Source organism: Lachnospiraceae bacterium KGMB03038 (genome assembly GCA_007361935.1).
Lineage (GTDB): Bacteria > Bacillota > Clostridia > Lachnospirales > Lachnospiraceae > Massilistercora.
Genome location: CP041667.1, coordinates 2179903 through 2198090, shown reverse-complemented (window position 1 = coordinate 2198090; position 18188 = coordinate 2179903). Strand labels below are relative to the sequence as shown.

The window sequence follows — 18188 nt, the reverse complement described above, 5'->3', positions numbered from 1 at the left end:
AAGTATGCGAAGGCATGACAGAACAGAAGTAAGGAGCATTATACTATGAAAAGGGTATTATTGAAACTCAGCGGCGAGGCTCTTGCAGGCGAGAAGAAGACGGGCTTTGACGAAGAAACCTGTATGGGTGTGGCTCGTCAGGTGAAGGCGCTGGCAGATGAAGGAATCCAGGTGGCTATCGTGACAGGCGGGGGCAATTTTTGGAGAGGCCGTACCAGCGAGACTATTGACAGGGTGAAAGCCGACCAGATCGGGATGCTGGCTACGGTGATGAATTGTATTTACGTTTCTGATATCTTCCGATACGCCGGAATGAAGACAGAAGTATTTACCCCCTTTGTGTGCGGGGCGTTTACTTCGCTTTTCTCTAAAGATGCCGCGGTAGAGGCGCTGAACGAAGGAAAGGTGGTCTTTTTCGCTGGCGGGACAGGCCATCCGTACTTTTCTACGGATACAGGAGCGGTGCTGCGGGCTATTGAGATCGAGGCGGACGCTATACTTTTGGCAAAGGCCATCGATGGAATCTATGACAGTGATCCGAAGGTGAACCCCGACGCAAAGAAGTATGACGAGATTTCCATCCAGGAGATCATTGACCGGAAGCTGATGGCGGTAGACCTGACAGCATCCATTATGTGTCTGGAGAATCAGATGCCCATGCTGGTATTTGGATTAAATGAGGAAAACAGTATCGTAAAGACCATGACAGGAACATTTACAGGAACGAAAGTAACTGTATCATAAGGAGGATATAACAATGAATGAACGGCTGAAAATCTACGAAGAAAAGATGACAAAGACGCTGGCCAACCTGGACGGAGAGCTGGCGGCTATCCGGGCAGGACGGGCGAATCCCAACGTGCTCAATAAGATCATGGTTGATTACTATGGAACGCCGACACCGATTCAGCAGGTGGCCAACGTTTCCGTTCCGGAAGCGCGGATGATCCAGATCCAGCCATGGGAGAAGAATATGGTGAAAGTGATCGAGAAAGCGATCCAGACATCGGATCTTGGGATCAACCCGACCAATGACGGTTCTACCGTACGGCTGGTTTTCCCAGAGCTTACAGAGGAACGCAGAAAAGAACTGGTAAAAGATGTCAAGAAAAAGGGCGAGGCGGCCAAGGTGGCGGTGCGCAATATCCGCCGGGATGGCAATGATATGCTGAAAAAGCTGAAAGGCTCCGAGATTTCAGAGGATGAGATCAAGGATATGGAAGATGAACTGCAGAAGACTACAGACCGGTTTATCAAGGATGTAGATAAGGCTGTGGAAGTAAAATCCAAAGAGGTCATGACCGTATAACAAAGGTCGGCGGGTTTTAAGATGAGGTGGGGACAGACCCCTTGGGAAAAGGGGGTCTGTCTTTTGTATGGGAGGATAAGGTTATGAATATGCCGCGGCATATCGCGATTATTTTGGACGGAAACGGCCGATGGGCGAAGGCGAAGGGGATGCCCCGCAATTACGGCCACGCCCAGGGAAGTAAGAATGTAGAGCGGATCTGTGAGGAAGCTTATCGGATGGGGATCAAGTATCTGACGGTATACGCGTTTTCCACGGAAAATTGGAACAGACCCAAGGATGAAGTAAACGCGCTGATGAAACTTCTCCGCAATTATATGAAAACCTGTTTGAAAACAGCGGAGAAAAATGATATGAAGATCCGTGTGATCGGAGATATCACCCGGCTGGATGAGGATATCCGCAGCCGGATCCAGGAGCTTGAGGAAGCTACGAAGAATAATGGGGGATTGAATTTTCAGATCGCCATTAATTATGGCAGCAGGGACGAGATCAAAAGAGCGGTGCGCAGGATCGCCCAAGACTGCCGGGATGGGAAGATCCAGGCAGAGGAGATTGACGAGGAACTGATTGAAAGATATCTGGATACCCATGATATTCCAGATCCGGATCTGTTGATCCGGACCAGCGGAGAACAGAGACTTTCCAATTATCTGTTGTGGCAGCTGGCTTATACGGAATTTTATTTTACCGATGTGCCCTGGCCGGATTTTACCAAAGAGGAACTGATCCGGGCAGTGGAGCAGTATAACTCCAGAGATAGAAGATATGGCGGAGTGAAGGAGGAACAGGATGTTTAAGACAAGACTGTTAAGCGGGATCGTTCTGGTGATCGTTTTGATCGGGACGGTGGGATATGGCGGCAATCTGTTGTTCGGACTGCTTGCGGTGGTGAGTCTGATCGGAATGTCAGAGCTGTACAAAGTGGTGGGAGTCCAGAAGAAAATCCTGGGATTTGCCGGATATCTTGCGGCGGTCGCGTATTACGCGGTGCTGTATACCAAAGATATGGAGCACATGACGATGGTGTTTATCCTTTCCCTGATCCTGGTAATGGGCATCTACGTCTTTGCCTTTCCGGAATTTAAGGCGGAACAGGTGATGACGGTATTCTTCGGACTGTTCTATGTGGCGGTCATGCTCTCCTATATTTACCAGACCCGGATGCTGCCGGAGGGAGATGTGGTGGTATGGCTGATCTTCTTGAGTTCCTGGGGCTGCGATACCTGCGCGTACTGTGTGGGAATGCTGATCGGGAAACACAAGATGGCGCCGAGACTAAGCCCTAAGAAATCGATCGAAGGCGGGATTGGCGGCGTACTTGGGGCGGCTCTTCTGGGAGCGCTTTTTACCCTGGCTATGAACCATTGGGGAGGCGAGGACGTAAACGCTGCGCACTATGCGCTTATCTGCGGCATCGGCGGCATCATTTCTCAGGTGGGAGACTTGGCGGCTTCCGCGATCAAACGCAATCATGATATCAAAGATTACGGCAAGCTGATCCCAGGACATGGAGGTATCCTGGACCGGTTCGACAGCGTGATCTTTACGGCGCCTGTGATCTATTATCTGGCAACGGCGCTGGGGGGAACGATTTAGGCAAATATGGAATAATGAGAACTGGAAAAGCAACATAGAATAAAGGGAGACATTATGAAAAAAATAGCGATATTAGGCTCTACCGGCTCTATCGGGACCCAGACTCTGGAAGTGGTCCGGGAGAATCAGGATATTGAGGTGCTCGCTCTCGCGGCGGGAGATAATATTATCCGGCTGGAACAGCAGATAAGGGAATTCCATCCCTGTCTGGCGGCGGTCTGGAGCGAAGAGAAGGCGAAAGAACTTCGGATCAGAACGGCAGACCTCCAAGTAGAGATTGTCTCCGGCATGAAGGGGCTGATCCAGGTATCAGTCCTTGAGGAAGTGGAGATACTAGTGACAGCTATCGTAGGAATGATCGGTCTTCGTCCTACGATAGAAGCCATCAAGGCAGGGAAAAATATTGCCCTTGCGAACAAGGAGACGATGGTGACAGCCGGGCATATCATCATGCCTTTGGCGAGAGAGCATCAGGTGTCGATCCTGCCGGTGGACAGTGAGCACAGCGCGATCTTCCAGTCCCTTCAGGGAAACGAAAAGAAAGCGGTAAAGAAGCTCCTATTAACGGCTTCTGGCGGTCCCTTCCGCGGAAAAGTCCAGGAAGAACTGCTGGATGTTACGGTGGAAGATGCCCTGCGGCATCCCAATTGGTCTATGGGAAGAAAGATTACGATCGATTCGGCAACCATGGTAAATAAAGGTCTGGAAGTGATCGAGGCAAAATGGCTGTTTGGTGTGGATGTGGACCAGATCCAGGTGGTGGTCCAGCCCCAGAGCGTGATCCATTCGATGGTAGAGTATGTGGACGGGGCGGTGATCGCTCAGCTTGGAACGCCGGATATGAAACTGCCCATCCAGTATGCGCTGTATTATCCGCAGCGCCGGCATCTGCCGGGGGATCGGGTGGATTTTTGGAATCTGGGGCATCTGGATTTTGAGAAACCGGATCTGGACACCTTCTACGGCCTTGCCTTGGCCTATGAGGCGGGAAAAGAAGGAGGCACCCTTCCCACAGTATTTAACGCGGCAAATGAGCTGGCGGTCAAGAAATTCCTTCTAAAGGAGATTAAATTCTTGGAGATCATTGAGATCATCGAGGATTGTATGAGAGCACATAAGAATCGTCCAAATCCAAACCTGGATGAGATACTTGAGGCGGAGGCGGCTACTTATGAACGGATCGAAAGCAGGAGGTAAACAGGAACTTGGGTATTATATTGGCGATATTGCTCTTTAGTTTTATTATCTTTTTTCATGAGCTGGGACATTTTGTCCTGGCTAAAAAAAATGGAGTCGAGGTGGATGAGTTTGCGATCGGAATGGGTCCGGCGCTGTTCTCAAAAGAATACAAAGGAACCTGGTATTCTATCAGGATTTTTCCTATCGGCGGATTCTGCGCCATGGGAGAGGACGACGAGGCCACTGATTCTCCCAATAATTTTAATAACAAATCTGTCTGGGCCAGGATCTTGGTCATTGCGGCCGGCCCGATCTTCAATTTTATTCTAGCCTTTATTTTTTCCGTGATCCTGGTATGGATGACCGGATATGATGCCCCGATCGTAGGCAGTGTGGAAGAGGGGTATCCGGCGGCGGAAGCCGGGATCCAGGAAGGAGATGAGATTGTGCGGATGGGTGACAAGAAGATCAATATCTTCCGTGAGATCACCTTCTACAATCAGTATCATCAGGGGGAAGAGACGGAAATTACCTACATTCACGATGGAGAGGAGAAAACCGTCACATTGACGCCGAAGCTGGATGAAGAACTGGGATATTACCGGTTTGGAATCGGTTCTTCGCCGTCTCAGCAAGCTACGGTATTGACCTCTCTGCAATATGGAGTCTATGAAGTAAAATTCTGGATCTGTACGACGATAGATTCCTTGAAAATGCTGGTAACTGGCCAGGTTGGATTTGATCAGCTGTCCGGGCCGGTGGGGATTGTAGACGTGGTAGACGACAGCTACCAGCAGGCTAAGACATATGGCGGATACGCGGTGGTGGCTCAGCTTCTTTACCTGGCGGTGCTTCTGTCAGCGAATCTGGGAGTCATGAATCTGCTGCCCCTTCCAGCGCTGGATGGGGGAAGGCTTGTCTTCCTGGTGATCGAGGCGGTCCGTGGAAAACGTGTGCCTCCAGAGAAGGAAGGCTATGTCCATCTGGTGGGGATCGTGCTGCTGATGGCGCTGATGGTATTTGTTATGTATAATGATATCCGCAGGATTTTCTTCTAAAAAATCCTGAAAAGTCTGATGTCAGCGAAGGAAAAAGAAGTTTAAGAAAATCATTCATCATAAGCAGGAGGGAATCTGAGAAAGATTTCCTCCTGCTTTATCATCCTGGATATAGGATCAGTTTAGTTCCGCAATCCTGGAGACGCCCACATAGACTTCCGAAATTTTATACCAGGTCTTGTAATCGACGATCCCGGTGACAGGAAGGCCGAAGACAGACTGGATCTTCTCTACAGCCGCCTCGGTAGCCGGCCCGTAGATGCCGTCCGGGGTGACTTGAGGGATAGCTGGATATCCTTCGTGGATCACGTTGATCTCTTCCTGCATCTGGCGGACCTTATCACCGGTGGAACCGATCTCCAGATTGTAGCCGGGCCAGGAGGCGGGGATGCCGGAAATGGCTTCCGCAGTGTTGATGTACATGTCTTCTCCGTAGAAGGAGCGTAAGATCTCGATGGCGCGGTAGCCCTGGTCCCCCAGGGATTTGCTCCCCCATTGAGTCATCCAGCCCGGACACTGCACCTGCCTGCCGTCGCAGTATTGGGTGAGGATTGGCTGGCGCACATTGGGCCGGGAAAGGTAAGAGGCGAATAATTCGTCTGTGATCACGGAAATTGTGTCGTAAATGTTTCGCTCCGGGATCCATTTGTGGTCGAAAGCGGTAGAAGAGGTAATCGTAAAATCATAGCCCATATTCCGGTACCATTCGGTGTAAACACGGTTCAAGGTGAAAGACATGATGGCCAGGATATTTGCCCGGATCGTTTCCGCGGGCCAGGTGGCGTAGATTTCGCTGGAGGCTACATTTTTGATGTAATCTTTATATTTGACATAATAGTCCTTGGCGGTAGAATCTCTTGGGCTTCCGTCATGGACTACGATATATTCCGGAACCACGACACGGCTTAGGACGATCTCTCCGGTTTCTGTGACCGGTTTGATCTCGCTTTCCGGTATTTTCGCGGGATAGGATCCATATAATGTATGTGCGGGAATGACAAATACTTCCTCCTGTGGACTGGCGGGCCGCAGGGGCCGCATACGGATGTTTTGGAGGGCGGTGACGGCAGGCAGGATCTCGGCGCCGGCCACACTTACAGATTCATAGCCTGGAGCGTCTGCTTGTATGGTATATTCCGCGTAAGGCTGCTGTTCATTGTCTTCATTCAGGCTGTATTCCAGAGGCGGAGCGGCCAGATCGATGGTCGGCGTCTGTCCGGAAGAATCTGTGGAAAGCTGCTCCAATGTGCTGTCCGGAACTCCGGTATAAGAAATGGAGATGGTAGCGTCCGGGATCGGATAGGATGTGTCCTGGGATGTGACACTGACCTGAAGCTTTCCGATTTCCTGAGAACCGGATAAAAGGGGATTGACTGCATTCATAAGAAGTACCTCAAAGAAACTCTATTACTGTCATGATATGAGAAAAAAGGAAAACCGTTCCCTGTATTGAGAAATTTAAAGGGAAGACTTATAATGAAGAAAATCGTCGAAAGGAGCAGGTATGAGACGAAGACCACGCAGACGAAAAAAAGGCAGCCTGAGGGGAGTAGTGACGGCGGGGATTCTTACAGCGCTTCTTGGCGCGGCCCTGTTCCTTTTGTGGGAAGGACAGGATAAGATACAGGAAAAGGTACCCTACCAAGAGATTCAGTTTGAGGAAGGAACCCTGGAAAACAAATATTATTACGGGCAGCTTCCCCAAGAAGATAAGACTGCTTATCAGGAGATCTTACAGGGAATTCGGGATCAGGAAGAGCAGATTTATGTACACTCCGGGGACGCGGAGCGGTCCAACCAGCTATTTAGCCTGGTATTGAAGGATTTCCCGGAGATTTTCTGGTGCGATGGAAAAGTAAGCGCTACCGCTTATACCGGAGAGGAAGCGCACACAGTGCTGGAGCCTCAGTATCTTTATAAGGCGGAAGAAAAAGAAGCAAAGCAAAAGGAGATCGAAGCGGCGGCCGCCCAGTGCCTTTCTGGAATCTCGGCGGAGGCAGGCGATTATGAGAAGATTCAGTACGTGTACGAATATATTGTAAATACTGTGGAGTATGAGGAAAATGCTCCCAATGACCAGAATATCTACAGTGTATTTGTCAACCAGAGATCTGTCTGCGCGGGATATTCCAAAGCCACCCAGTATCTGTTGGAGAGGCTGGGCGTCTTTTGTACCTATGTGACAGGGAAAACGGAAGGGAACCAGAGCCATGCCTGGAATCTGGTGCTGTGTGAAGGGGATTATTATTATGTGGACACTACCTGGGGAGATCCGGTATTTCAATCGGAAGAAGGGGCGCAGGAAGAAGGATACATCAACTATGATTACCTGTGCTGCAGTGACCAGGAGTTATTCCGGACCCACACGCCGGACAAAGACGTGGATCTGCCGGAGTGTACGAAGATGGACTGGAACTACTATGTGGTAAATGGAATGTATTATACAGAGTATGATGGAGAACAGATATTAAAAGACATGAATGATGTGATCTCCCGGGGAGAAAATCCTTCGGTGTTTAAGTTCTCCAGTTCTCAGATATATGAACAGGCAAAAGAGGGGATTTTTGGAGATCTGATCGGAAGGGCGGCGGATAATCTGGCAAGATGGTATGGGTTGGACCGGGTAAGATACCGCTATCTGGACGAAGCGGAGCAGAATAAGATCACGATCTACTGGCAGTACGAATGAAAAGAAAATGGAGTATATTTTTTATCAGGCAGTTTTCAATCTGATCTTCTGCTGTCTGCTGGGCGCGGCGGCATGGGAGGATCTGAAAAGGCGCAGGATTCCTCATGGTCTTGGGGCGGGGGTGGCTTGTCTTGGAATCTGGAAGGTCTTCTGGGAGGCAGGAGATGTGTCCGGGCTGGCGGAAGGGTTGGCCGATAGCCTGGGCGGAGTTTGCTTTGGTATGGGAGTGTTCCTGGTGATCCTTTTGATCCGGCCGGGTGCGTTTGGCGGAGGAGACGTGAAACTCTTGGCGGCGGGAGGTGTTTATCTTGGCGTGGAACGGACGGCGGTCGCTTTTGGGCTGAGTATCCTCCTGGCAGGCGGTTATTGTCTGATAGCAGGAAAACTGAGAAAAGAGAGGGGCAGGCAGATTGCTTTCGCCCCATTTCTGGGGGCTGGGATGGCTCTGTCTTGTTTCTTTGGAGAAATGCTGTGGAAATGGTATATAGGGTAATGGAAAATGTTTTTAAATAAAATCTTGAAAACCGGTTTTTTTTGTAGTATAATTTTTACAATTTAGGCAGACGTAAATTTGTCGGCATGGGTTTTTGTTGGAAGAAGGCAGTTTGGTGTTTGTGCGGACTGCTTTTTTTACGGAAACTGTGCCCATCTGTCAATACGATCAGGGAGGAAAGACGTACCTATGAAAGCATTTCTTATCTTGGAAGACGGCACGGTCTTCACCGGAACCAGTATAGGGTCTCAGCGGGAAGTGATCAGCGAGATTGTATTTAACACCTCAATGACGGGGTATCTGGAAGTGCTCACAGATCCTTCTTACGCGGGACAAGCGGTGGTGATGACTTATCCGTTGATTGGCAATTACGGAGTTACGCCGGATATGGAATCGAAAAAGGCGTGGCCGGATGGATATATTGTCCGGGAATTGTCCCGGATGCCCAGTAATTTCCGCTGTGAGGGAAGCATCCAGGAATTCCTGGAGAAGCAGGATGTTCCGGGAATCGCCGGAATCGATACACGGGCGCTGACGAAGATCCTTCGGGAGAAGGGAACGATGAACGGCATGATCACCACCAACAAGGCCTACGATCTGGAAGAGATCCTTCCCAAATTGAAGGCGTATCAGGTTGGAGATGTGGTTTCCAAAGTGACCTGCGGCGAGCGTTCCGTTTATGAAGGAAACGGCCCGAAAGTCGCGCTGATGGACTTTGGCGCCAAGAACAATATCATCCGATCTTTACATCAAAGAGGCTGCCAGGTAACGGTCTATCCCGCGGATACGGCGGCTGAAGATATCATCCAAACCGATCCGGACGGAATCATGCTGTCAAATGGACCAGGAGATCCGGAAACCTGTGTCTCTATCATCCAGGAAATCAAGAAACTGTACGATACCAATATTCCTATTTTCGCTATCTGCCTGGGACATCAGCTTATGGCGCTGGCCAATGGAGGCAGGACCTACAAACTAAAATACGGGCACCGGGGAGGCAATCATCCGGTGAAGGATCTAAGCAATGGGAGAGTGTACATCTCTGCCCAGAACCATGGATACGCGGTAGACGCGTCCACTCTGGACCCGGCGGTGGCGCAGGAAGCTTTTGTAAATGTCAACGATGGAACAAACGAAGGGCTTTCCTATGCAGGGAAACGGATCTTTACCGTGCAGTTCCATCCGGAGGCATGTCCGGGGCCTCAGGACTCAGGATACCTGTTTGACCGGTTTATGGATATGGTGAAAGGAGTTTAGCAATGCCTAAGAATAAAGAGATCAAAAAGGTTTTGGTGATCGGTTCAGGCCCGATCGTCATCGGCCAGGCGGCGGAATTCGACTATGCGGGAACTCAGGCCTGCCGCTCCCTGAAGGAAGAAGGATTGGAAGTGGTGCTTTTAAACTCCAATCCGGCGACGATCATGACGGACAAGGATATTGCGGACCGGGTATATATAGAGCCTCTGACGGTGGAGGTGGTGGAGCAGCTTATTTTGAAAGAAAAGCCAGACAGCGTGCTTCCTACCCTGGGCGGCCAGGCGGCGCTGAATCTGGCCATGGAGCTGGAGGAAAACGGATTCCTTAAGCGGAACCATGTGCGCCTCATCGGAACCACCGCCGAGACAATCAAGAAGGCGGAGGACCGGCTGGAATTTAAGACCACAATGGAAAAGATCGGAGAGCCGTGCGCGGCCTCGCTGGTAGTAGAAAGCGTGGAAGAAGGAGTAAAATTCGCTGAGAAGATCGGCTATCCGGTAGTCCTGCGGCCTGCTTACACGCTGGGGGGAAGCGGCGGCGGCATCGCCCACAGCCGGCCGGAACTGATGGAGATCCTGGAGAACGGCCTCCGGCTGTCCCGTGTGGGGCAGGTGCTGGTGGAACGCTGTATCGCCGGGTGGAAAGAGATTGAATACGAGGTCATGCGGGATGGAAATGGGAACTGCATTACCGTTTGTAATATGGAAAACATCGATCCGGTAGGAGTACATACCGGAGACAGTATTGTAGTAGCGCCGTCCCAGACGCTGGGCGACAAAGAATATCAGATGCTGCGGACTTCTGCCTTGAATATCATCAGCGAGCTGAACATCACAGGAGGCTGCAACGTCCAGTACGCCCTCCATCCGGATACATTTGAATACTGTGTGATCGAGGTAAATCCCCGTGTCAGCCGGTCTTCCGCGCTGGCGTCCAAGGCTACGGGATACCCCATTGCCAAGGTGGCGGCCAAGATCGCGCTGGGATACACCTTGGATGAGATTCAAAACGCGGTGACCAAGAAGACCTACGCAAGCTTTGAGCCTATGCTGGACTACTGTGTGGTAAAGATCCCGCGCCTTCCTTTTGACAAATTTATCAGCGCCAAACGGACATTGAGTACCCAGATGAAGGCCACCGGAGAAGTGATGAGCATCTGTGACAATTTCGAGGGGGCCCTGATGAAGGCGATCCGGTCTTTGGAGCAGCATGTAGACAGCCTTATGTCCTACGATTTCTCCCATCTGGATCGGGAGGAGCTTCTGGAAGAGCTGGCAGTGGTGGACGACCGGCGGATCTGGAAGATCGCGGAAGCCATACGCCAGGGGATCTCTTACGAAGAGATCCATGAGGTGACGAAGATCGACCTTTGGTTTATCGATAAGATCGCGATCCTGGTGGAAATGGAGCAGAAGCTCCAGAACAGCCCGCTGAATATGGAAATATTAAAAGAAGCCAAGCGGATGGAATTCCCGGACAGCGTGATCGCCAAACTGACGGGCAATACCGAGCGGCAGATCCATGATATGCGCCATGAATACGGCATCCGGGCGGTTTATAAAATGGTAGATACCTGCGCGGCAGAGTTTGCGGCGGAGACACCGTATTATTATTCTGTGTACGGCAGTGAAAATGAGGTGGAAGAGACCAGAGACAAGAAGAAAGTGCTGGTGCTGGGATCAGGCCCGATCCGCATTGGCCAGGGCATTGAGTTTGATTTCTGCTCTGTCCACTGTACCTGGGCGTTTGCCAAAGAAGGCTACGAGACCATCATTGTAAATAATAATCCGGAGACGGTAAGTACGGATTTTGACATTGCGGATAAACTGTATTTTGAGCCGCTGACGGCGGAAGACGTGGAAAGTATCGTAGATCTGGAGAAGCCGGACGGGGCGGTAGTGCAGTTTGGCGGACAGACAGCCATCAAACTGACAGAGGCCCTGATGAAGATGGGGGTTCCCATCCTGGGAACATCAGCGGAAGATGTGGATGCGGCGGAGGACCGGGAACTGTTCGACCAGATTCTGGAAAAATGCGGGATCCCAAGACCTACCGGAGGAACCGTGTATACTGCGGAGGAAGCCAAGGAAGTAGCCAACCGTTTGGGCTATCCGGTGCTGGTAAGGCCCTCCTACGTGCTGGGCGGCCAGGGAATGCAGATCGCCATCAACGATCACGATATTGACGAGTTTATCGGGATCATCAACCGGATCGCCCAAGATCATCCCATCCTGGTGGATAAATACTTGCAGGGAAAAGAGATCGAGGTGGATGCGGTCTGCGATGGAGAAGACATTGTAATTCCTGGAATCATGGAGCATATCGAGCGTGCGGGCATCCATTCTGGGGACAGCATATCAGTATACCCGGCTAAAAGCATTTCCGAAAGGACGAAGGAAATCATTGAAGATTATACCTGGAAGCTGGCCAAATCCCTTCATGTGATCGGCCTGATCAATATCCAGTTCATCGTGTGCGGGGAAGATGTGTATGTGATCGAAGTAAATCCCCGGTCCAGCCGTACCGTTCCTTATATCAGCAAAGTAACCGGGATTCCCATTGTACCGCTGGCGGCCAAGGTCATTATGGGGCAGAAGCTAAAAGACATGGGATATACGCCGGGACTTCAGAAAGAAGCGGATTATTTCGCGGTCAAAATGCCGGTGTTCTCCTTCGAGAAGATCCATGACGCCGATATCAGCCTGGGACCGGAGATGAAATCCACCGGCGAGTGTTTGGGCATTGCCAAAACCTTTGATGAGGCGCTGTACAAAGCGTTCTTGGGAGCCGGGATCAAGCTCCCCAAATATAAGAATATGATCCTGACGGTGCGGGATGAGGATAAGCCAGAAGCGGTAGAAATCGGGCGCAGATTCACAGATATCGGCTACCGGATCTTCGCCACTAAGGGAACAGCGGACGCCTTGAAGGCGGCAGGGGTAAAAGCCAACACGGTAAGCAAGATCGAACAGGAGTCCCCTAACCTGATGGATTTGATCCTGGGACATAAGATCGACCTGGTCATCGACACGCCGCCCCAGGGAGCTGAGCGGGCCAGAGACGGATTCATCATCCGCAGGAGCGCCATCGAGACCGGCGTCAACGTACTGACCGCCATCGACACCGCCGAGGCGCTGATCACAAGTCTGGAAAATACAGATATCAAGAAATTGACATTGATCGACATAGCGAAGATTTGATTTACGCGAATTCAGGACGTAGCCTTTTTGCAAAAGGCTACGTCCTGAATTGCGTTTTGCCCTGTACCAAATCGTCTGAAGGGGTGTACCTTTTTGCGTTTTGCCCTGTACCTAAATCATTTTTTATGTTAGAAACGTTATATATACAGGGGGACGCCCCAGGAGGTTTTATTTTGACGCGTGAAAATGAATGGTTACGGAAAATTGCAGAAGGGGACCCGGCTGGATGGGAGGAGCTTACAGCTTTTTATTATGAGGAGATTTTACGATACTGTCTTTACCATACGCCGGATCGTACGTCGGCGGAGGATGCGGTGCAGGAGACATTCTTGAAGGTGGTGAAGTATTTCCCGGCTTACAGGCACAGGGGAAAGTTCCGGGCTTTTCTCTATAAGGTGGCGGCCAATACTTGCGCGGATCTGTGGAGACGGAGCAAGCATGAGAGGCTGATGGAAGATTATGAAGACATGGGAGAGATGAGCTGCCAGGAGGCTGGGTTTGGCCAGGCAGAAGAGGATATGGATTTTGGGAAAATGGTCCGGGAACTGCCTAAGGACCTGCGGGAGATCGTATATCTGCGGTTTGCTCAGGACTTAAAGCTTAGAGAAATCGGTGAAGTGACAGGACTTCCTATGCGGACGGTGCAGACCAGACTTCGGACAGCGCTTGCGCAGATCAAAGCCAGGATGGAAAAGGAGGAGTAAAGGATGGATAGAATCTTGTGTGCCAAATTGGAAAAGGCCTTAAAGCAGGAGGGAAACTGGAACAAGATGGAAAAACAGCAGCCCAAGAAAGCAGAAATGGATCACAGGGAGCAGGTGCAAAAAGCGGTACGCAAGGAAGCTCTCAAACGGGGCGGCAGAAGACAGATCAGCTTCGGGGAATTCCTTCTGCGCCAAATTCCCTTTATGGCAAAGGAACTGTGGATCATACAGGGGAGTATTGCGGCGTTTATATTTTTGCTGCTCCATCATACGTTGGGAGGCGGTTTTCCGTTTATGGAAATCCGCCATATCCCGCTGCTTGCCGGTATTTTCGCCGTTGTCCTTGTTATGGCAGGCGTTCCGTTTTTGGTCCGCTCTTATCAGTGCAGGATGTACGAGGTGGAAATGGCGTCTAAGATGTCGTTTACCCGGCTTTTGCTGGCTGATCTGATTCTGGCGCTGGCAGGCAGCGCGGCGGCATTTGGGGTCTGCGGTACGCTGATGGCAAGAGGAATGGCTCATTTTGTAAATGTTTCTGGGACAATGGTGGCGCTGTACTTCTTTCTTCCTTTTGCTCTGTCGGGAAGCGGATGCGCTTTGATCCTGCAAACGGTGAAAAATGTGGAAACAGCGGCCAGGGGAATCGGTTTCTGCGAGGGATACTGTATGTGTCTTTTGGCGCTGCTGCTATATCTTTTCCGGGTTCAGTCCTGGGTCTATGAGACGGCCTGGATCTGGCAGGGGGCGGGAGCGTTTATGGTACCGGTATCTGTGTATTCTGTGGCAAAGTGGATCAAAAAGGCAGATTCTATGAGCGGCGGAAAGGCAAAGGCTGCCTGATGCGGTTGGAGAAGAGGTGAGGAAATGAAATTAGAAATTTGTGATATTACAAAACAGTATAAAGATAAAACGGCGGTGGATGGGGTGAACTTGACTCTCACCCCAGGCGTATGGGGGCTGCTGGGAGCCAATGGAGCCGGGAAAACTACGCTGATGCGCATGATTGCCGGCATCCAGTCCCCTACTTCTGGGGAAATCCGCTATGATGGAATGAAAATTGGAGATCTAGGAGAGTCCTACCGGGATATTTTCGGTTATTTGCCGCAGGAATTTGGATTTTATCCGGGATTTTCTGTGTGGGACTATTTAGAATATGTGGCGGCTTTAAAAGGACTTTCCAGGCAGGATTCCAAGCAGCGGATCACAGAGCTTCTGGAACAGCTTTCCCTGGGGGATGTGAGAAAGAAGAAGATCGCCAGGCTTTCCGGAGGGATGCGGCGGAGGGTAGGGATTGCCCAGGCCCTTTTAAACGAACCGGAGATCCTGGTACTGGATGAGCCGACCAGCGGATTGGATCCTGGAGAACGGGTGCGGTTCCGCAACCTTTTGTCGGAGTTTTCCCATGGCCGGATCGTCCTGATCTCTACCCATATTGTTTCTGACGTAGAGTATATTGCCTCCCAGAACGCGATCATGAAAAATGGGAAGATCATCGCAGAGGGAGCAACGGAAGAATTGGTCCGGGAAGTAGAGGGAAAAGTCTGGACAGCGAAGATCGGCGCGGGAGATCTGGCTGCTTACGAGCGCAAACTATTAATGGTAAATGTATATAATGGAGGGGACGGAAGTTTGAATATCCGGTATCTGTCTCAAAATCCAGCGGTCCCAGGCTCCCAGAGGGCGGAGGCCAGGATGGAAGACTTGTATCTGTGGCTGTTTCCGGAAAGCGCGGGAGAGGGGGAACATTTATGAGAATGTTGGGTTTAGAATTAAAACGTCTGCTGAAGACGAAAACGGTTGGGATTTTGCTCTGCTCGGCCGTACTGTTATCCGGCGTTATGGCCTATTTTCCGATCACATTTGTGAATTCTTATGTGATGGATGAACAGGGGAATGTATCGGAGGTGACTGGAGTTGAGGCAATCCGGGCGGAAAAAGAGCGAAAAAGCGCCATGGCTGGGAGCCTGACGGAAGAAAAAGTGAAAAGCGCCATCAAAACCTTCCGGGAAGTTTACCAGGAATATGGTTCCATTTTCCCGCCGGAAGTGCCGATGCAGGTATATTTGGAGAAGATTGAACCCATTTATGATATCCTGAACTCATCCGACTGGCTGGCATCGCCCCAGACCTATCTTCTGACCATGACGGATCAGGATATCCATGAGGAAGACGGGGAAGATTACTATGAAAAATGGAGTGAAGCTTTTGCTCAGCAGGAAGAAAATAAGGAGATCCAGGAACAGATCCGGGAAATGACTGCGCAGGTGGAAACGCCATTTACTTATGTGCCTGGATATTCTTCAGAATCCTTTGATTATCTGATACTGTATTTCTTTCTGCTCCTGTTTCTTTATGCGGTCATTGCGGCCCAGTCCTTTTCCGCGGAGTATCAGACTGGAGCTGACCATATCCTGCGCTGCGCCAAATACGGGAGATGGAAGCTGGCGGCAGTGAAAATGGGAGCGGTTTTGATCTTATTTGCGGGGACATTCGCGGCAGGATCGGCCATCTTTATGCTGGTCACGAACTTTGCCTTTGGATGGGAGGGGCTTTCCACTTCGATCCAGATGATGGGATCAGTCTTTAAGCTGCCGGATCTAACCATTGGACAGACCCAGGCAGTCACCATATTGGGAGGATTCCTTACACTGGCGGCCTCAGTAAGCTGTGTTCTCTATGTATCCGCCAAAAGCAGAAACGTACACACGGCCATGATCATTTCCGTATTCCTGTGCCTGCTTCCTACCGTTATCTATATGATCTCCAACGCAAATGTGGCGGAGATCCTGCGTTCCATCCTGCCAAGCGGCGGAGCGGGATTGTCCAATAGCTTTTTGTTCGAGCTGGAAGGCACGAACTTTGCTCAGATCGGAAACATCCATATCTGGCTGCCCTATCTGATGATGGGGGCGGCCGTGGCAGAAATACCGTTATTTTTGCTGCTGGCCGGCCGGGCGTATAGCAGGAAAGAGTAATGCGGCGGTAATCCGGGACGTGGTAATCCGGGACGTAGCCTTTTTGCAAAAGGCTACGTCCCGGATTACGTTTTGCCCTGTACCAAATCGCCCGATGGGGTGTACCTTTTCGCATTTTGCCCTGTACCCAAATGAATTTGTAACAATTTTGTAATATTTGTAATGGAATTGCAATTTTTGAATATACTTTTAGGGAAGACGACTTCTGTATTTTTGGAAGTGGATTGGAGGTTTTGGGTATTATGTGGAAAAACGGGAAAAGGTACGCCGCTTTTTTGCTGTTTTCTGCCAGTGTTTTGTCTACGGCGGGTTTTGCGGAGCGCGCGGCGCTGGTTTACCCGGAGAAGATAAAAGAGTCTGTGGCTCTGGAGCAGTTGGGACAGACACAGATGGAAGTTCCTGGAACTGAGGCCTGTAAGCTGATTCTGGAATCACCAGGGGCTGTAATAGAGAGAGAAGAGACGGCCCAAATGGAGGCGGTGTTTGCCCAGACAAAGGCCAATGCGAAAGCCCGGCAGGAAAAGGAAGCGAAAGCGGCGGCGCAAGCCGCGAAGGGAAAGACGGGTCAAGGAGAAGCAGTGTCTGCCTCAGAAAACACCTTGAAACTTCTTGCCTCCATCATTTTCTGCGAGGCGGGAAACCAGCCGTATGAGGGCCAGGTAGCCGTAGGCGCGGTGGTGATGAACCGGGTGAGGAGCGGATCATTTCCAGATACCATCCAGGAAGTGATCTATCAGAAGGGACAATTTACGCCTGCGGGCAGCGGATGGCTGGATCAGGTGGTGCAAAGTGAGGGATATACGGATTCCGCCATGAGCGCGGCGCGCGATGCGCTGGCCGGCGCAAACCCGGTTGGAAACTGTCTGTACTTTGACCAGGGGAGCCAGGGAATGAAGATCGGGGATCATTACTTCCATTGAGCATTTGACAAATAAGAGAGAAACATTTACCATAGAGACAAATATGATACGGGGCATCGTCCGGCTGAAGGGAAGGACTTCATCCTTAAGCTGGCGCGACAGCCCCTTTTCAGTGGCGGGAGCAGAGAAAATGTACAAGATTTTGATCGTGGAAGACGACAGGACTATCGCGGAAAATTTGGCGGCCCATCTGCGGCGGTGGAACTATGAAGTGGAGTATGCGGAAGATTTTAAAAATGTAATGGAGCAGTTTGGTAGATTTGAGCCCCAACTGGTCCTGCTGGATATCGTACTGCCATTCTATAACGGGTTCTACTGGTGTCAGGAGATCCGCAAACTTTCCAATGTGCCGATCATTTTCTTATCTTCTGCCAATGATAATATGAATATTGTGATGGCCATGAACATGGGCGGGGACGAATTTATTGAGAAACCTTTTGACCTGGGCGTGGTGACGGCGAAGATACAGGCGGTCCTGCGCAGAGTTTATTCTCTTCAGGGAGCAGTCAATATTATGGACTATCAGGGGCTTCTTCTGAATCTGGGCGATGCCACGGTGACTTTCCAGGGGGAAAAGCTGGAGCTGACGAAAAATGAGTTTCGTATTTTGCAGATCTTAATGGAAAACGCGGAGAAAATCGTTTCCAGAGACGAGATCATCGCAAGACTTTGGGAGAGCGACGAATTTATCGATGACAATACTCTTACGGTCAACGTGGCAAGGCTTCGGAAGAAACTGGAGAGCCTGGGGGCAAAAGACCTGATCCGGACGAAAAAGGGCGTTGGATACTTTCTGAAAGCATAA

General features: G+C 50.6%; 17 protein-coding genes. 16 read left to right on the top strand and 1 reads right to left on the bottom strand.

What is annotated here, in order from left to right:
- The first annotated feature begins 45 nt into the window (after nt 1-45).
- From pyrH to rseP, 6 genes are all read left to right on the top strand, one after another.
- Complete coding sequence (pyrH, locus tag FND36_10670; GenBank protein ID QDW74457.1) at nt 46-744, top strand: UMP kinase; 699 nt, start codon at nt 46-48, stop codon at nt 742-744.
- 13 nt (nt 745-757) lie between these two features.
- Complete coding sequence (locus FND36_10665) at nt 758-1309, top strand: ribosome recycling factor (GenBank protein ID QDW74456.1); 552 nt, start codon at nt 758-760, stop codon at nt 1307-1309.
- An 83-nt stretch (nt 1310-1392) separates the two neighbouring features.
- Entirely contained in the window at nt 1393-2109 is a 717-nt protein-coding gene (locus FND36_10660; GenBank protein ID QDW74455.1) for an isoprenyl transferase, read from the top strand.
- Nucleotides 2102-2908, top strand: a complete 807-nt coding sequence (locus FND36_10655; protein QDW74454.1) for a phosphatidate cytidylyltransferase — start codon at nt 2102-2104, stop codon at nt 2906-2908. Before FND36_10660 ends, FND36_10655 begins: the two co-directional genes overlap by 8 nt.
- A gap of 54 nt (nt 2909-2962) precedes the next feature.
- Nucleotides 2963-4105 carry a 1-deoxy-D-xylulose-5-phosphate reductoisomerase gene (locus FND36_10650; protein QDW74453.1) on the top strand — a complete coding sequence of 381 codons (1143 nt, stop codon included), beginning with the start codon at nt 2963-2965 and terminating at the stop codon, nt 4103-4105.
- Between the two features lie 8 nt (nt 4106-4113).
- The gene (gene rseP, locus FND36_10645) at nt 4114-5145 is read left to right on the top strand and encodes an RIP metalloprotease RseP (protein QDW74452.1); all 1032 of its coding nucleotides are present in this window, start codon (nt 4114-4116) and stop codon (nt 5143-5145) included.
- Between the two features lie 117 nt (nt 5146-5262).
- Here the strand turns inward: rseP and FND36_10640 are convergent, their stop codons facing one another.
- Nucleotides 5263-6528: a peptidoglycan-binding protein gene (locus FND36_10640; GenBank protein ID QDW74451.1), complete on the bottom strand. Its 1266-nt coding sequence runs from the start codon at nt 6526-6528 to the stop codon at nt 5263-5265.
- Between the two features lie 121 nt (nt 6529-6649).
- Here FND36_10640 and FND36_10635 point away from each other — a divergent pair, with 121 nt between their 5' ends.
- The 10 genes from FND36_10635 to FND36_10590 all read left to right on the top strand — a co-directional run bounded on the left by FND36_10635 (nt 6650) and on the right by FND36_10590 (nt 18188).
- Complete coding sequence (locus tag FND36_10635) at nt 6650-7834, top strand: hypothetical protein (protein QDW74450.1); 1185 nt, start codon at nt 6650-6652, stop codon at nt 7832-7834.
- Nucleotides 7835-7841: 7 nt separating this feature from the next.
- A complete protein-coding gene (locus FND36_10630) occupies nt 7842-8327 on the top strand; it encodes a prepilin peptidase (GenBank protein QDW74449.1) in 486 nt (161 codons plus the stop codon).
- Between the two features lie 189 nt (nt 8328-8516).
- Entirely contained in the window at nt 8517-9584 is a 1068-nt protein-coding gene (locus tag FND36_10625; GenBank protein QDW74448.1) for a carbamoyl phosphate synthase small subunit, read from the top strand.
- A 2-nt stretch (nt 9585-9586) separates the two neighbouring features.
- Complete coding sequence (gene carB / locus FND36_10620; GenBank protein ID QDW74447.1) at nt 9587-12784, top strand: carbamoyl-phosphate synthase large subunit; 3198 nt, start codon at nt 9587-9589, stop codon at nt 12782-12784.
- A 125-nt stretch (nt 12785-12909) separates the two neighbouring features.
- Nucleotides 12910-13488, top strand: coding sequence for an RNA polymerase sigma factor (locus tag FND36_10615; GenBank protein QDW74446.1), 579 nt, complete (start codon nt 12910-12912; stop codon nt 13486-13488).
- 3 nt (nt 13489-13491) lie between these two features.
- Nucleotides 13492-14328, top strand: coding sequence for a hypothetical protein (locus FND36_10610; protein ID QDW74445.1), 837 nt, complete (start codon nt 13492-13494; stop codon nt 14326-14328).
- A gap of 24 nt (nt 14329-14352) precedes the next feature.
- Nucleotides 14353-15240 carry an ABC transporter ATP-binding protein gene (locus FND36_10605; protein ID QDW74444.1) on the top strand — a complete coding sequence of 296 codons (888 nt, stop codon included), beginning with the start codon at nt 14353-14355 and terminating at the stop codon, nt 15238-15240.
- Nucleotides 15237-16463 carry an ABC transporter permease gene (locus tag FND36_10600; GenBank protein ID QDW74443.1) on the top strand — a complete coding sequence of 409 codons (1227 nt, stop codon included), beginning with the start codon at nt 15237-15239 and terminating at the stop codon, nt 16461-16463. The genes FND36_10605 and FND36_10600 overlap by 4 nt, the downstream gene beginning before the upstream one ends.
- Before the next feature lie 242 nt (nt 16464-16705).
- Nucleotides 16706-17383: a cell wall hydrolase gene (locus FND36_10595; protein ID QDW74442.1), complete on the top strand. Its 678-nt coding sequence runs from the start codon at nt 16706-16708 to the stop codon at nt 17381-17383.
- Between the two features lie 130 nt (nt 17384-17513).
- The gene (locus tag FND36_10590) at nt 17514-18188 is read left to right on the top strand and encodes a response regulator transcription factor (GenBank protein ID QDW74441.1); all 675 of its coding nucleotides are present in this window, start codon (nt 17514-17516) and stop codon (nt 18186-18188) included.

Excerpts from the sequence above, each read along its gene's own strand:
- pyrH (QDW74457.1), top strand. The coding sequence starts at position 46 with ATGAAAAGGGTATTATTGAAACTCAGCGGCGAGGCTCTTGCAGGCGAG.
- FND36_10665 (QDW74456.1), top strand. The coding sequence starts at position 758 with ATGAATGAACGGCTGAAAATCTACGAAGAAAAGATGACAAAGACGCTG.
- FND36_10660 (QDW74455.1), top strand. The coding sequence starts at position 1,393 with ATGAATATGCCGCGGCATATCGCGATTATTTTGGACGGAAACGGCCGA.
- FND36_10655 (QDW74454.1), top strand. The coding sequence starts at position 2,102 with ATGTTTAAGACAAGACTGTTAAGCGGGATCGTTCTGGTGATCGTTTTG.
- FND36_10650 (QDW74453.1), top strand. The coding sequence starts at position 2,963 with ATGAAAAAAATAGCGATATTAGGCTCTACCGGCTCTATCGGGACCCAG.
- FND36_10640 (QDW74451.1), bottom strand. The coding sequence starts at position 6,528 with ATGAATGCAGTCAATCCCCTTTTATCCGGTTCTCAGGAAATCGGAAAG.
- FND36_10635 (QDW74450.1), top strand. The coding sequence starts at position 6,650 with ATGAGACGAAGACCACGCAGACGAAAAAAAGGCAGCCTGAGGGGAGTA.
- FND36_10630 (QDW74449.1), top strand. The coding sequence starts at position 7,842 with ATGGAGTATATTTTTTATCAGGCAGTTTTCAATCTGATCTTCTGCTGT.
- FND36_10625 (QDW74448.1), top strand. The coding sequence starts at position 8,517 with ATGAAAGCATTTCTTATCTTGGAAGACGGCACGGTCTTCACCGGAACC.
- carB (QDW74447.1), top strand. The coding sequence starts at position 9,587 with ATGCCTAAGAATAAAGAGATCAAAAAGGTTTTGGTGATCGGTTCAGGC.
- FND36_10615 (QDW74446.1), top strand. The coding sequence starts at position 12,910 with ATGTTAGAAACGTTATATATACAGGGGGACGCCCCAGGAGGTTTTATT.
- FND36_10610 (QDW74445.1), top strand. The coding sequence starts at position 13,492 with ATGGATAGAATCTTGTGTGCCAAATTGGAAAAGGCCTTAAAGCAGGAG.
- FND36_10605 (QDW74444.1), top strand. The coding sequence starts at position 14,353 with ATGAAATTAGAAATTTGTGATATTACAAAACAGTATAAAGATAAAACG.
- FND36_10600 (QDW74443.1), top strand. The coding sequence starts at position 15,237 with ATGAGAATGTTGGGTTTAGAATTAAAACGTCTGCTGAAGACGAAAACG.
- FND36_10595 (QDW74442.1), top strand. The coding sequence starts at position 16,706 with ATGTGGAAAAACGGGAAAAGGTACGCCGCTTTTTTGCTGTTTTCTGCC.
- FND36_10590 (QDW74441.1), top strand. The coding sequence starts at position 17,514 with ATGTACAAGATTTTGATCGTGGAAGACGACAGGACTATCGCGGAAAAT.